Source organism: Gilliamella apicola, from assembly GCF_003202655.1.
In the GTDB taxonomy this organism is placed as follows: Bacteria; Pseudomonadota; Gammaproteobacteria; order Enterobacterales; family Orbaceae; genus Gilliamella; species Gilliamella apicola_R.
Genome location: NZ_QGLR01000010.1, coordinates 16,460 through 30,074, shown reverse-complemented (window position 1 = coordinate 30,074; position 13,615 = coordinate 16,460). Strand labels below are relative to the sequence as shown.

The 13,615-nt window shown below is 33.6% G+C and carries 14 protein-coding genes and 1 tRNA gene; 8 read left to right on the top strand and 7 right to left on the bottom strand.

Going from position 1 to position 13,615, the window contains the following annotated elements:
- Positions 1-15: 15 nt before the first annotated feature.
- Together ddaH and apt are read right to left on the bottom strand one after the other, a co-directional pair.
- Positions 16-786: a dimethylargininase gene (ddaH, locus tag DKK70_RS08320; protein ID WP_110433583.1), complete on the bottom strand. Its 771-nt coding sequence runs from the start codon at positions 784-786 to the stop codon at positions 16-18.
- Between the two features lie 248 nt (positions 787-1,034).
- Positions 1,035-1,580, bottom strand: a complete 546-nt coding sequence (gene apt / locus DKK70_RS08315; protein ID WP_110433582.1) for an adenine phosphoribosyltransferase — start codon at positions 1,578-1,580, stop codon at positions 1,035-1,037.
- Between the two features lie 263 nt (positions 1,581-1,843).
- On the opposite strand from apt, the gene DKK70_RS08310 reads away from it, so the two are divergent.
- The 3 genes from DKK70_RS08310 to DKK70_RS08300 are packed head-to-tail and all read left to right on the top strand — an operon-like array spanning position 1,844 to position 5,370.
- Entirely contained in the window at positions 1,844-3,181 is a 1,338-nt protein-coding gene (locus tag DKK70_RS08310; RefSeq protein WP_110433581.1) for a vWA domain-containing protein, read from the top strand.
- Positions 3,182-3,239: 58 nt separating this feature from the next.
- On the top strand, positions 3,240-4,706 hold the full coding sequence (locus DKK70_RS08305; RefSeq protein WP_110433580.1) for a sensor histidine kinase: 1,467 nt from the start codon (positions 3,240-3,242) through the stop codon (positions 4,704-4,706).
- Positions 4,687-5,370: a response regulator transcription factor gene (locus tag DKK70_RS08300; RefSeq protein WP_110433579.1), complete on the top strand. Its 684-nt coding sequence runs from the start codon at positions 4,687-4,689 to the stop codon at positions 5,368-5,370. The genes DKK70_RS08305 and DKK70_RS08300 overlap by 20 nt, the downstream gene beginning before the upstream one ends.
- 190 nt (positions 5,371-5,560) lie before the next feature.
- Here the strand turns inward: DKK70_RS08300 and DKK70_RS08295 are convergent, their stop codons facing one another.
- On the bottom strand, positions 5,561-6,619 hold the full coding sequence (locus DKK70_RS08295; protein ID WP_110433578.1) for a bifunctional transcriptional activator/DNA repair enzyme AdaA: 1,059 nt from the start codon (positions 6,617-6,619) through the stop codon (positions 5,561-5,563).
- 350 nt (positions 6,620-6,969) lie between these two features.
- On the opposite strand from DKK70_RS08295, the gene DKK70_RS08290 reads away from it, so the two are divergent.
- Positions 6,970-7,620, top strand: a complete 651-nt coding sequence (locus DKK70_RS08290; protein ID WP_110433577.1) for a DUF421 domain-containing protein — start codon at positions 6,970-6,972, stop codon at positions 7,618-7,620.
- 80 nt (positions 7,621-7,700) lie between these two features.
- Here the strand turns inward: DKK70_RS08290 and ispE are convergent, their stop codons facing one another.
- Both ispE and lolB read right to left on the bottom strand, forming a co-directional pair.
- Positions 7,701-8,543: a 4-(cytidine 5'-diphospho)-2-C-methyl-D-erythritol kinase gene (gene ispE / locus DKK70_RS08285; RefSeq protein ID WP_219999728.1), complete on the bottom strand. Its 843-nt coding sequence runs from the start codon at positions 8,541-8,543 to the stop codon at positions 7,701-7,703.
- Positions 8,544-8,554: 11 nt separating this feature from the next.
- Positions 8,555-9,175 (bottom strand): lipoprotein insertase outer membrane protein LolB, encoded by a 621-nt coding sequence (lolB, locus tag DKK70_RS08280; RefSeq protein WP_110433575.1) that lies wholly within the window; start codon positions 9,173-9,175, stop codon positions 8,555-8,557.
- Between the two features lie 157 nt (positions 9,176-9,332).
- Between lolB and hemA the strand changes: the two genes are divergently transcribed.
- From hemA to DKK70_RS08265, 3 genes are all read left to right on the top strand, one after another.
- The gene (gene hemA / locus DKK70_RS08275; protein WP_110433574.1) at positions 9,333-10,604 is read left to right on the top strand and encodes a glutamyl-tRNA reductase; all 1,272 of its coding nucleotides are present in this window, start codon (positions 9,333-9,335) and stop codon (positions 10,602-10,604) included.
- A gap of 34 nt (positions 10,605-10,638) precedes the next feature.
- Positions 10,639-10,932 carry a DUF1289 domain-containing protein gene (locus DKK70_RS08270; RefSeq protein ID WP_110433573.1) on the top strand — a complete coding sequence of 98 codons (294 nt, stop codon included), beginning with the start codon at positions 10,639-10,641 and terminating at the stop codon, positions 10,930-10,932.
- A gap of 118 nt (positions 10,933-11,050) precedes the next feature.
- Positions 11,051-11,293 (top strand): zinc ribbon domain-containing protein, encoded by a 243-nt coding sequence (locus tag DKK70_RS08265; protein WP_110433572.1) that lies wholly within the window; start codon positions 11,051-11,053, stop codon positions 11,291-11,293.
- Between the two features lie 131 nt (positions 11,294-11,424).
- Here the strand turns inward: DKK70_RS08265 and DKK70_RS08260 are convergent, their stop codons facing one another.
- Positions 11,425-12,360 carry an alpha/beta hydrolase gene (locus DKK70_RS08260; RefSeq protein WP_110433571.1) on the bottom strand — a complete coding sequence of 312 codons (936 nt, stop codon included), beginning with the start codon at positions 12,358-12,360 and terminating at the stop codon, positions 11,425-11,427.
- 390 nt (positions 12,361-12,750) lie between these two features.
- On the opposite strand from DKK70_RS08260, the gene DKK70_RS08255 reads away from it, so the two are divergent.
- Positions 12,751-12,837: transfer RNA gene (locus tag DKK70_RS08255), tRNA-Leu, on the top strand.
- Positions 12,838-12,891: 54 nt separating this feature from the next.
- Here the strand turns inward: DKK70_RS08255 and DKK70_RS08250 are convergent.
- Entirely contained in the window at positions 12,892-13,605 is a 714-nt protein-coding gene (locus DKK70_RS08250) for a hypothetical protein (RefSeq protein ID WP_110433570.1), read from the bottom strand.
- Positions 13,606-13,615 lie beyond the last annotated feature (10 nt).

The window sequence follows — 13,615 nt, the reverse complement described above, 5'->3', positions numbered from 1 at the left end:
ATTTTATTTGTTTGGTTAAAATCGCAATGACATACAGCTTACACCGCCATCAATTTTACGATATTCTGAAGTATCAACCTCGATCACTTGATAGCCTAGAGCGGCAATTTTTGCTTTAGTTATTGGATAACCAGCCGGCATGATGACGCGTTCATTAACCCAGATACAGTTAGCCGCATAGCTTTCTTCTTCAGGTATTTCAATAATATTGAGATGTTGAAACTCAGGTTTAGTAATAAATTCCCCTGCGGCTAATAGATTATTGTGTTCCAAATAGGCGAGGCCAGTTTTTAGGTGTAATACTTTCTCTAAAGTTACTACAGAACCTGATAATCCATATTTTTCTAAGATAGCTATCATTTGTTTAGCACCTTCTTGGTTGGTTCGTGCTGATAAACCAATGTAAAAGTGCTTGTCGACCATCATAATGTCACCCGCTTCGACGGTGCCGGGAGCTTGTATATATTCAACTTTATTCGGATAAAAGCGATTAATTGCCTCAGTAATGAGTGTTGTTTCGGCTCGGCGAGTTTCAGCGCCAGGCCTAGTAATAATGGCACAATGCGGTGTGCAAAGCGCAACATCTTCGACAAAAACAGAGTCAGGAAATTCTTCACTGGCAGGCAGAATGGTGATATCTACATCACACTGCTGTAAAGCACGGATATAGTTGTTGTGTTGATCTAATGCTTTTTGATAATCCGGTTTACCTAAATTAGCCGAAGTTAGACCATTAATTAACGATTTTGCTGGTGTTCTTGCAATAATATGGCTAAATTTTTTCATTATTAAATCCTTTAAAATAATTATGCGTTATTTTTGAATAATAATTCACTTTAAAAACAAAATCAAGCTTAAAATAGATAGTTTGTGCATATACATGCAAATTTGTCTGTTAGGAGATAGGTGAATTGGTTATAAAGAAAATATTGATGTGGCTTAACTAAGAATTGTTAGTTGGGAAAATAAAGAAATTAATAAATTAAGATAGTAGATTATTTTTTAGGGCGACAGCTCGCCCTAAAAAATAAGTGTTATTCACCGGCGAAATCGACTAAGGTATAACAATTAATGCCCATTTCGGTTAATTTAGTTTTACCATGTAAATCAGGTAAATTGATGACAAAAGCAGCATCTTCAGCGATCCCACCCGCTTTTTGGATTAATTTTGCAGTAGCGGCAACAGTGCCTCCGGTTGCAAGTAAATCATCAATAATTAAAACTCTTTCGTTAGGTTTGATCGCATCGCAATGCATTTCTAAGGTATCAGTACCATATTCGAGTTGATACTCTTCTCTAAATACGTTACGCGGTAACTTATTCGGTTTTCTTACTGGTACAAAACCAACGCCTAATGCTAAAGCAAGCGGTGCGGCAAAGATAAAACCACGCGCTTCAGTACCTACAACTTTATCGATTTTTTTATCTTTATAATGTTCAATTAAAAGATCGACAGCGGTTCGAAAAGCGATTGGGTTCTCAAGTAAACTGGTGATATCACGAAACAAAATACCTTGCTTAGGGTAGTTGGGGATGGTGATAATACTATTTTTAATAAGTTCAAGTTTTGATTGAGTCATTGTAAATGTTCTCTAACTATTCTCTTTAAGAGCGACTAATTTTTTATTATATACCTTTGCCCTTTAGACTGGCAATAAACAAACAGTTAACGCACCGTAAAATAGCGAGTTTGCTTAGTTTCAGTACTAATAGGGAGATTTTTTAGGTATTATTTTATCAGGTATATTTTTTTACAACTTTTTACAAATAAATACATTAATTAGACAGTTTATTTGGCAATTGGTGAATAATTAAATAAACTCTACAAAGTAAGGGAAACACAATGAAATTTATTAAACTATTTGCCATGTTAGGGCTTTCAGTCTGTAGCTTATTTAGCCACGCTGAACCAATTAAACAAATTCAAGTTCGTTCAGAATTGTCTTCACCAATTATTCTAGAAGGTAATCCAGAAGCAAATTACTTAAAAATCTCGTTAACTGGTCAAAAAGTTGATACCAACAAACGGGTACCGCTTAATTTAGCTATTGTTATTGATAGATCAGGTTCAATGGGTGGCGATCGCATTGAAAAAGCGAGAGAAGCAGCTATTTTTGCGGTCAATTTGTTGAATGAAGAGGATACATTATCTATTGTTGCCTATGATAGCGAAGCAGAAGTGATTGTTCCTGCAAGCAAAGTAAAAGATAAACAAAAAATCATTCAACTTATTAATAAGAATGTTATTGCCGGTGGAGGAACGGCTCTATTTGCCGGTTTGAGTAAAGGAATTAAGCAAGTTGAAAATCAGCTTACCAAAGATAAAGTTAATCGTATTATTTTGCTCTCTGATGGTGAAGCTAATGTTGGACCAAGTTCTGTCAATGAGCTATCTGAGTTGGCAATTATTGCAGCGAAAAAGAATATTGCGATCACTACCATGGGGATTGGCTCAGGTTATAATGAATTATTAATGTCATCGATCGCCAGTTATAGTGATGGTAATCATGTATTTGTCAATAACTCATCAGAGCTTGAAAATGTGTTTGTTCACGAGTTTACTGATGTAATGTCCACAGTTGCTCAAGATGTTGTTATTACTATTCAATTGAAAGAGGGTGTTAAACCGGTGCGTCTACTTGGTCGCGATGGGGTGATTAAAGGGAATCAAGTCACGGTTAAAATGAATCAACTGTTTTCAAATCAAGAAAAATATGTATTGCTAGAGGTGCTTCCGGAGGAAGGAAAAGTAGGTCAAAGTAAGGCATTAGCTGAAATTGATTTAAAATATGATAATTTATTGGTCAATAAAGCGGAACATGAAACTCAATTGGTTAGCATTGCTTATACTGACAATAAAAAATTAGTTCAAGATTCTATAATTCAAGATGTTTTAGCTGAGTCAGAAATACAGAAAGTGACTCTTGCGAATGAAGAAGCTTTGTCGCTTTACGATAAAGGAATGCATGCGGAAGCAGAAGAAATGCTTATGCAAAATAGTAGTAGACTAGCATCATTTTCAAACATGATGATATCACCTTCATCAAAAGCAAGAATAAATAGTCAAATTGAGAAAAATAATATTATGGTTGATGCAGTTAAAAATCAGGATAGCAATGTTTCCCGTAAAGTAATGACTCAACAACAATTTGAATCAAAAAGTAATGTAATTAAAAAATAGTTATGAAAAAATAGTTATGAAAAAATAGTTATGAAAAAATAGTTATGAAAAAATAGTTATGAAAAAATTAACAACGATTTTATCTTTATTGGTATTAATGGCATTCATCAGCTATTTAGGTTGGCGAAGTGTCGAGCATGAAGTTTTGTTGCGTGAAAATAATGAAACCTTACTCGTGAAAAGCCGTATAAATAATATCAAATTATCGATTGAATCGTTGTTAAATCAGCGCTTATCTTATCTAAGTAATTTGGCATCACAAATTGATAACAACAATGATAAAGCTGACGATTTATTAGCTACGCAAGCTGATATTAAGAATATTTTCATCGTCAATAAAAATAAGATTTTATTTTTAAGTGATTTTGATGATTCTCAGTGGCATAAGTTGGTTGAATCAATTGCAATGGACAATTCGGTTTTGTTTAAGCAACAAGATCATTCTGAACAATTTGAACCAAGTTCTGGTTGGTATCAAATGTATAACCACTTAATTTATTGGTCAATTAAGTCGGATAATATTATTGGTTTTGAACTTTCCAATATCAAATTTTCATTTGATGTTATCAGTTTATTAGATAAACAAGCTTTTGAGGATAATTTTAGATTATCCGACGGTGATAAACAGATTTATAGCAATGGGGAAATTTTTGATAATGAAATTTCGATTGTCCTTGATTATCCCTTGCAAAATTGGCATTTAACTTATTATTATCCCTCACCAAACTTAGTTAATTTATATCTGCTAGGTACAGGTGTTATTGGTTTATTCCTTATTGTTCTGCTTGGACTTATTTGCTACGCCTATCGAGAATATAGTCGAACTTTGCGTTTAGCAAAACAGCAGGTGAGTTTTGTTGGGCAAGTTTCACATGAATTTAAAACTCCTTTGACCAATATCACGCTATATTCTGAAATGTTATCCGAGTATTTAGAAGATGAACCAGCGCCAATTCCAGATTATCTACATATAATCAGTGCTGAAAGTAAACGACTAACTCGATTGGTGCAAAATGTGTTAACTTTTAATAAACCTAATAGCGTAAATATAAGATCGATTGATTTAACCTTACTACTTAAGCAGATATATCACACCTTTAAACCTATTTTAGCAGCTAAATCATTACAGCTTAACATCATTAAGCTTGATAGTGATTGTATTGTCGATACTGATGAAGATTGTGTAATGCAAATTCTCAATAATTTTTTGAGCAATGCCGAAAAATATGCTGCAAATGGTAAACAAGTTGATTTATCTTTAATCAAATCTGGAAAACAGGTAATAATTACGGTTCGTGATTATGGAGAAGGCATTGCCAATCATTTATTGAAACAGATTTTTGAACCATTTTACCGCGTCAATTCATCGATAACCGAAGGGGTTTCTGGCACAGGAATAGGTTTGACGATTGCTAATCAGTTAGCAAATCAGATCCACGGAGAGATTAAAGTTATCAATCAAAATCCAGGGATGGCATTTTCACTTATTTTAACGGAGCAGGGAAATGAAAATCTTAATTGCTGAAGACGATAAGCATATTCTTAATGGTATGGCAGATCTGTTAGAAAAAGAGGGCTATACGATTATCAAAGCGGCTAATGGTAAAGTTGCACTTCAACTATTTGAACAACATCAACCCGATTTTATTATTTTAGACATTATGATGCCCGAGCTTGATGGTTATTCTGTTTGTCGTGCTATCCGTAAATTAGATGAAGATGTGCCAATTTTATTTTTATCCGCTAAAGATGAAGAGATTGATCGGGTAATTGGTTTAGAACTTGGTGCTGATGATTATATGAATAAGCCTTTTGGTATTCATGAACTTAGAGCGAGAATCAAGGCTATTGCTAAACGTTATTTAAAATTAAAAAACGCTAATACTTCCCAAGAGGATTATTTTCAATTTGGTGATTTAAATGTTTATCCTACTGAATTATATGCAAAAAGGAATGATCAGATTATTGAATTAACATTGCGCGAAATTAAGATTTTGCAGTGTTTATATCAACATAAAAATCAAGTTGTTACGCGAGATATGCTTTTTGATTATGTATGGGGATATGACTATTTGCCTAATAGCCGAACACTCGATCAACATATTTCAAAATTGCGAAAACAAATTGAAATTAACCCAACGATTCCAATTTTAATCAAAACAATTCATGGGATTGGTTATAGGCATTAAAGTTGCCATACACATTATTGATCTGAATTTTGCGTTGTTTAAAGTAACCGCTCAGAAGTAAATTACGCTAATTCTTGTTAGATGTAACTTGGCATCAGATCTTTCTGAAGGTTTATGTCTCTAAAAATTTAAAACTTTTTTAATTGAGTTTTGGGTATTGACTAACTGATAACTATTTTTTGAGTAATTATCAGTTCTTACGATTTTTATTTTCATGTTCAATTAACCATTTTTTTCTCTCTAATCCGCCGCCATAACCCATTAGCTCACCATTGGAACCTATTACTCGATGACAAGGAACAATAATGGCAACGCGGTTATTACCATTTGCGCTGGCTACTGCTCGAATTGCCAGTGGATTATTAATTCTCTGTGCTTGCTGTTTATAAGTAGATAATTCGCCATAGGGAATTTGTTTTAAGCAATCCCAGACGGTTTGTTGAAATAGGGTACCAGGTGTATGTAAAGCAACGGTGAAGTGAGTTCTTGTTCCAGCAAAATATTCAGCAATTTCAACTTTAACTTGTTGGATATGTTGATTTTCGCCAAAAATAATCTTCATTTTAAGTAAACTTTGCAGTTGTTCAAATTCTGTTTCTAGCATTCTTCGATCGACAAACTCTAATAGGCAAATTCCTTGATTGGTTGCGCAAACAAACATAGGGCCTAAAGGTGTTGTTAATCTGTCGATTAATATGACATCTTGCTGATTTTCTGCTGATGGTGACTTTTTCATAATTTTTTTATAGGTATAACCAAAGCCACTTAACGAGTTGTAACCCGTATCAAATGCAGTATTGATTACGTTTTTTCCTGATTTTAATTCTTGAAAAGCATGGTTAATTCGGTACATTCGTTGATAAGCATGGAAAGTAATTCCATAATGTTTTTTAAACCAACGGCGAATTGTTTCAGGACTTAAGTTATTTTGCTTTAATTGATAATCGGTGATCTTTTCTTTAGGATGATTATTAATCATTGCGATGGCTTTAATTATCTCTTCGGGTGCTTGATTAGCATTTTCGGTTGGTTTGCATATTTTGCATGGTCGATAACCCGCATCAAGTGCAGATTTGAATGAAGAGAAAAAGTCAATATTGGCAAATTTCGGTTTTCTGGCTCGGCAAGTCGCAATACAAAAAACCGAAGTAGTTTTGACGCCAACATAAAAGCTCCCAACATAATTGTGATCTCTTTTAAGTAAAGCTTGGTAATAAACCTCTTTTTGCTTAGAGTTAGTTATTAACATCTTATATATCTTCTATAATAATTTCGCTAGATGGTTAATTAAGCTTATTAAAAATGACAGTAGCTGTGCAACCGAAAAATTGACAACTATTTTTATTTACTCTGTTGACTAAATATTTTAGCTGTTTAATAAAAATCGATTGCTAAAATAATCAATATCCAATTTAATATTGATGCATCAATCATTATTATGCATATTTTCAGCCATCAAAACTGAATAGTTATGCCTTTATTTACCGGTATTGTGGTTAATATCTCGTCTAAGCACTAAAAATTTTTATCCATTTGCATTATTAACTTTAGTACAAATTGTTTTCATTACCCAAGGTATTTAACATTTTGGAGAGTACTATGCTTAGTTATCTGGATTTTCTTATTATTGCTATAAAGCTATTAGTTGTGTTTATCTGCATTGTGTTATTTTTAAAAATAACCGGCAAGACTTCGTTGTCGCAAATGTCGAGTATTGATTTTATAGGGAATATGATTTTAGGTGGCATTGCTGGTGGCATTATCTATAACCCCAAATTAACTATCTATGATTTTATCATCGTATTGTTGATGTGGACGGCAATCATGTATACCTCAAATTATCTAAAAAAACGCAGTCAAAATGCTAAGGCATTTATTGTTGGTAATCCAATAATATTGATGGATCATGGGAAATTAAAATTGGATGCCTTCACTGCAATAAATTTAGATCTGGCCAGTTTTGCCGTACTGTTAAGAATGAAAAATGTTTTTAACATTCATAGTGTCGAGAAAGCAATTTTGGAACCGAATGGACAGTTATCAATCGTTAAGAAAGGGGATAAAGATATATCGGTTATCGTCCTAGAAAATGAACAACCGGTTGACAATATTCTAGAACAACTAGGTAAAGATGAAAAATGGTTAAAAACCGAGTTAGCTAAACAAGGTTACAAAAGTTTCGAAGGGCTTTATTGTGTTGAATATTATGATCATCACCTGTTTGTTATTCCTAACGATGCGGTAAGTTAACCTTAGATTTCTAATTTTTAGAATAATTAACCATACAACTTAATTCGATTTGTATGGTTAATTAGGGGCGCTAAGTAAAATTAGTGGTCTGCATAAAGTGGCGAGGTGTTTAATGACTTAGCTATAAAGCTTTTAACAGCCAAGGATTTAAGTTCATTTTGTATAAATAATGCTTGTTCTTCTGAGTCACAACGCGTGAAAACACAGGCACCTGTGCCAGTTAATCTGGTTGGTGCAAATTGCGACAGATAAGCGATAAGTTGATCAACTTGAGGATAACATTGACGTACTACATTTTCACAATCGTTACTAAATTTATCAAAAGGAGTAGCCATAAGCTGATCAATAGTTCGTACTGGTGTATCACGATGCAATTTAGGATGATTAAATACTTTAACGGTTGAAATTTCAATATTAGGGTAGCTAACTAAATACCAATATTCAGGGATAGTAACTTGTTGAAATTGATCGCCAATACCTTCAGCAAAGGCGGCGTGACCATAAATAAAAATAGGCACATCGGCACCGATTGAACGACCTATTTTCATTAATGTCTGTTGTTTAATATTTAAATTCCATAACTGATTTAAAGCCACTAGAACTGTCGCCGCATTGGACGACGCGCCACCCAGCCCGCCACCCATTGGGATTATCTTCTCTATAGCGATATCAACACCAAGTTGGCTGTTGTTAGCGTAGGATTTTAATCGCTGAGCCGCAATAGTGATTAAATTTTTAGCCTCAGGAATATGGTCAAATTGTGTTAATAATTTTATTTTACCATCATTGCGCACAGAAAAAGTTACCTTGTCACAAATATCAATAAATTGAAATAAGGTTTGTAAATTATGATAATTGTCTGGGCGGCGACCAGTAATATATAAAAATAAATTTAATTTAGCCGGTGATAACCAATGATTCATGCTTGTATCCTTTATTTCAAAGTCCATTTAATAATTTTTAAACGAATAAGCTCATCACCTTGTGAAAGTTCAATGATCGCCGGTAAATCAATATTCTGATTTTTAAAAGTATAAGTTGCGTAGCTTGGGATCTTCAATTGCCATTTATTATCATTCTGTATAAATGAAGTGGTAACAAGTCTCCCTAAACTGTCTAACTTATCGAGCTGACTGTCATTTGAAAAGCCTTTTAACCAATTATGTAGTGAGTTAAGCGGGATGTTGATGTTAGATACTTTTTTCATTAATTGCTCAACATTAACATCAGTGTAATATCCGCCACTTTTATCGATCATTTCGGCATAATCAGGCTTAGATTTTAATGTTAGTACATTGGTGCCAACTGGAGTCGTTAGTTTCACTTCATAATAATCGGGCGATTGTTGGTCAATTAAAAAACGACCATAGCTCTTCGTTGCTGTTCCGGTATGGGCAATGGTGCCAATAACTCGGAATGAATTAATTTGTTCAAGAATTTGTCGATGGTTTTGCCATTGTTGCTCAATAGATGTATTAGTTTGATGTTTAGTTGATTGACATGCGGTAATCATTAGTGGCAATATTAAAAAAAGGGCAAATTTGATTTTTGTCATAAAATAACTCACAGGTAGTTATGGTCCAAAGAGGGAGTTATTATAGCTGATAATATTACGAATAAGAAAAGGTAACTGTCATTAACCTTTATAATTTTTTTGGCTATAATAAACAATTTAAGACGCTTTAATAAACTATTATAAAAGAATCAAGGCAATGTCTATTACAGTATTAGGTGTAAATCATAAAAGTGCGTCTGTCGCTTTAAGAGAAAAAATCGCTTTTTCTAATGAGATTATTGATAAAGCATTATATAGTCTCTATCAGCATCCTCTAGTTGATGGATGTGCCATTTTATCGACTTGTAACCGTACCGAAATTTATCTAAGTTATGAACACGAGGCTGATTTTATTCGCCTAAAGCAATCTGTGGAAAATTGGTTAGCCCAGTTTCATCACATTGATCTGGCGGTTTTTCAAGACTCGCTATATTGCTATGTAGGTCAACAAGCAGTGGAACATCTTATGTCTGTCGCTTGCGGTATTGATTCATTAATTATTGGCGAACCTCAAATTCTTGGTCAAGTGAAGCAAGCTTATTGTTTCGCTCAACAAAATAATTGTTTGTCAGCTCAACTTGAAAAACTTTTTCAATCGATTTTTCATGTCGCCAAAATTGTTCGCACCGAAACTAATATTGGCGCCAATACCGCTTCAGTGGCTTATGCTGCCTGTCTGGTTGCCCGCGATCTATTTCCTAATACCGCTGAGTTAAGTGTAATGCTAGTAGGGGCAGGTGAGACCATAGAACTTATTTCACGATACTTAAAGTCACATGTATTCAAACATATTATTGTGGCTAATCGTACCCGCGAGAAAGCCCTTAAATTGACGTCAGTTATTGATGCCGAGATCATCTCTTTACCGGATATTGCTAATCGACTTAAAGATGTGGATATTGTGATTAGTTCAACAGCTAGCCCTTTACCCATTATTGGCAAAGGAATGGTAGAGCGGACATTGCATGAACGAAACGATAACCCAATGTTATTTATCGATTTAGCGGTTCCTCGTGATGTTGAATCTGAAATTAGTCAACTTAAAAATATTCATCTTTATACTGTTGATGACCTACAACAAACTGTTCAAAATAATTTAGAGCAACGAGTTATTGCCGCAAATGAAGCTGAATATATTATTCGTGAACAAGCCGAATTATATATCGAGTGGTTAAAAACCAGACATGCAGTGCAATACGTAAAACAGTATCGGCATAATGCGCAAATCATCAAACGGGAATTGGAGTTAAAAGCATTAAATGCCATTAAACAGGGTGCCAATATTGATGAGGTGTTTTTTGAGTTTTCACATAAATTGACCAATAAATTAATCCATGCACCAACACAAATATTACTTGATGCGGCAACACATGATTGTGAAGATTGTTTTAAAGTACTAAGTAAAGGATTAGGTTTAGAAGATCTTTAATAGACCTTATTGATCATCATAGGAAGATGTAAAATTGGATCAAATTGAATTTTTTGCCATACAAAGCCCATGTAGCCGTGTATGTGAAACGGATAAGCAAGGTTACTGTATCAAATGTTTTCGTTCTCGAGAGGAAAGATTCAATTGGTTAACATTTTCAGATAGTCAAAAACAGCAAATTTTGCGATTATGCAAACAGCGATCTTTAAGGCGTCGTTATCAATTAGCGCAGCAACATCGACAGCAACAATTACAACAACTACAACAACTACAACAACAAAATAGTTTATCAAATACTCAATCGGCACAAATGGATTTTATTTTTTAATATTAACATATCTATTTTCTTATATTACTTGTATTCCAGCCAAACTCGGAGTAGCATTTTTAACCACATTATGGCGATTTATTTTAATTACCATCGCTAACTAATTGGGATTTAAAATATGAAAATGTGTATTGCTTGTGGCATGCCCATGACTTCACTTGGTGATTATCCTTTGCATGACTTGTCTAAAAATTACTGTAAACATTGCGCTCATAATGATGGCACAATGAAAACGTTTGATGAGAAATGGCAAGAAGTTGCTCTGCGTTATGCTAATAATCATCATATCGATTATTCAATAGCAAAACATACTGCATATGTAATATTAAAAAAATTACCTGCTTGGAAACGGAAGTGGTAAAAAAGTATTTATTTTTTAACCTAGAAAAATTTTATTGATTAAATCTAATAATATTAGCTAAATAAGCAGAGTTGTCTGCTTATTTAGTAAATTCATTTAAACTAAAAAGTTAATTGAAATTAAAACCAATCTTAATCTATAAATCTAAAATCTTGCATTTTCTGGCTAATAAAGAGCAGCATGCCATCAAATCCAGAAGTCCAGTATGACCAGTCATGGCCACCATCTCGAACAATATATGTGTAATTCATTTTATTTTTCCTTAGATTAAGACTTAATAAGGTATTACCAATAAGAAAGTCATCTTTAGAACCGCAATCAAGATAAAAATAGCCCTCTGACGCCAACTTATTTGATGTAGTATTTAAAATATCAAAATCTTCATAAAATTTATTATTTACTCTGCGTTCGCCTACAAGGTTTAAACCAAATGCTTTACCATAACGTCGATTATATTTATTCATATCCATTGAAATTATTTCTTCTTTGGTTCTTACAGCTCCACTTAAGGCCGCTGTTGCTTTAAATAATCCAGGATATTTTAGGGTATAATGAAGAGCGCCAAATCCACCCATTGAAAGACCTCCGATAGCCCTAAATTTGGGTAAATTATTTACTCTGTAGTTTTTTTCAATTTGAGGCATGAATTCTTTGATAAACATATCCTCATAACGATACTGGCCATCAGCATCGTTCATATAATAGGTATTATTTTCAAAAGACCCATTTCTAGTAGCATCAGGTGTGACAACAATCATGGGCGTTATCTTTCCAGAATTGATTAAATTATCTAAATGAGCTTGTAAATTACCCTGAGTATAAGGATCGGTATGAATACCATCCGCACCGCCATGTAAAAAATAAAAAATAGGATAGGTTCTATTAGAACTATTATAATCTGGAGGCAAATATACCGTGTAGTGAACATCGTTACCTAAAATTTGACTTTTGATTGTTTTACTAGAATCAATAATACCCTGTGATGAAAAACAGTTTGTCACATATAAGACAGATAAGACACAGACTAAAAAGATATTTTTTAAAAAACTACAAAGGTTGTATTTCATAGGATGATTCTCTTTTTTGATTAACAGATTGAGCAATCATATACCGCTGATAATCATTGTTAGGGAATAAAGATTGGATTTTTTGAACTCTGTCACATTATTATTAACCTAGAGTAATTTCAGATGGAATTATAGCATCTGATTAAAGATAATTTATTTGGCATAAATAAATATACAAAATCTGTTATTCAAAATATTGCTATATTGCTATATTGCTATATTGCTATATAGCCATCGGTTATAGAGACATATCTATCATATTAAACCTAAAGGATATAAATGCTGATAATAGCTTGATTTTTAGACAAACAAAGCGGTTAATGATAATAATTGTTGCAGATATCACAAACCTTAGTATAATGCCCACGTTTACTTATTTACACTTCTAATGCCAGTGTGGCGAAATTGGTAGACGCAGCGGATTCAAAATCCGCCGCCCTTAAAAGCGTGTCGGTTCGAGTCCGACCACTGGCACCACTTCTTGTTCTACTCAGCTTAATAAAAATTAGATAAACTCTTTTTCATTAATAACTAACAGGATTCATCGACTATTTTCTTTGCACAAAGCATTTTTGCTAATATCATGCATGTTATTACGCAAATAATGATAGAAGCATAGCCTCCACCAAACGGTAAAACGGTAAATATACCCATTACAGCCAATACTTTGACAATAAATATCACTGGTAACGAACTTAGGGATAGTTTTGCTGGACTATTTAATAAGCGATCAGTGAAAAGTGCACCAAATAATGCTGGTAATAAATATTGTAATGCGTCAAGAATTGGTTGTGGAAGTATTTGGATAATGACTTGTCCTGAAATAGCTAAAAATGTCATCAAAGTTAAACTAATAAAAGTTGAGGTTGAAATACCTATTGCCGAAATAATTGTTCCTTCTTGAGTTCCCAGTTGGTAACCGGCTGCATTTAATGCTTGTGTAGATGCTGGCACACGGACCTCTTTGGTATTTCCAGCCATATAAGAAAGGTACATACCGGGTACACCAAAAATTGATTGTAACGAAATCGGATCAACAACATACCAAGGCAATAAAATGGATAACATCGAAACCATACCAGTAAAGATACTGTCTGAAGTAGGGTGGGCATCAAAGTAAAATAACAATACTAAAACAGGTAAATAAGCGACTAGTAAAACTAAACGTGTACACCATTTGCCCCGACTGACAATATACGGCATATAATCTTTATCAAAAATTTTGGTTGTGTTTATTTTTGTCATAATAGTTCCT

Excerpts from the sequence above, each read along its gene's own strand:
- ddaH (WP_110433583.1), bottom strand. The coding sequence starts at position 786 with ATGAAAAAATTTAGCCATATTATTGCAAGAACACCAGCAAAATCGTTA.
- apt (WP_110433582.1), bottom strand. The coding sequence starts at position 1,580 with ATGACTCAATCAAAACTTGAACTTATTAAAAATAGTATTATCACCATC.
- DKK70_RS08310 (WP_110433581.1), top strand. The coding sequence starts at position 1,844 with ATGAAATTTATTAAACTATTTGCCATGTTAGGGCTTTCAGTCTGTAGC.
- DKK70_RS08305 (WP_110433580.1), top strand. The coding sequence starts at position 3,240 with ATGAAAAAATTAACAACGATTTTATCTTTATTGGTATTAATGGCATTC.
- DKK70_RS08300 (WP_110433579.1), top strand. The coding sequence starts at position 4,687 with ATGAAAATCTTAATTGCTGAAGACGATAAGCATATTCTTAATGGTATG.
- DKK70_RS08295 (WP_110433578.1), bottom strand. The coding sequence starts at position 6,619 with ATGTTAATAACTAACTCTAAGCAAAAAGAGGTTTATTACCAAGCTTTA.
- DKK70_RS08290 (WP_110433577.1), top strand. The coding sequence starts at position 6,970 with ATGCTTAGTTATCTGGATTTTCTTATTATTGCTATAAAGCTATTAGTT.
- ispE (WP_219999728.1), bottom strand. The coding sequence starts at position 8,543 with ATGAATCATTGGTTATCACCGGCTAAATTAAATTTATTTTTATATATT.
- lolB (WP_110433575.1), bottom strand. The coding sequence starts at position 9,175 with ATGACAAAAATCAAATTTGCCCTTTTTTTAATATTGCCACTAATGATT.
- hemA (WP_110433574.1), top strand. The coding sequence starts at position 9,333 with ATGTCTATTACAGTATTAGGTGTAAATCATAAAAGTGCGTCTGTCGCT.
- DKK70_RS08265 (WP_110433572.1), top strand. The coding sequence starts at position 11,051 with ATGAAAATGTGTATTGCTTGTGGCATGCCCATGACTTCACTTGGTGAT.
- DKK70_RS08260 (WP_110433571.1), bottom strand. The coding sequence starts at position 12,360 with ATGAAATACAACCTTTGTAGTTTTTTAAAAAATATCTTTTTAGTCTGT.
- DKK70_RS08250 (WP_110433570.1), bottom strand. The coding sequence starts at position 13,605 with ATGACAAAAATAAACACAACCAAAATTTTTGATAAAGATTATATGCCG.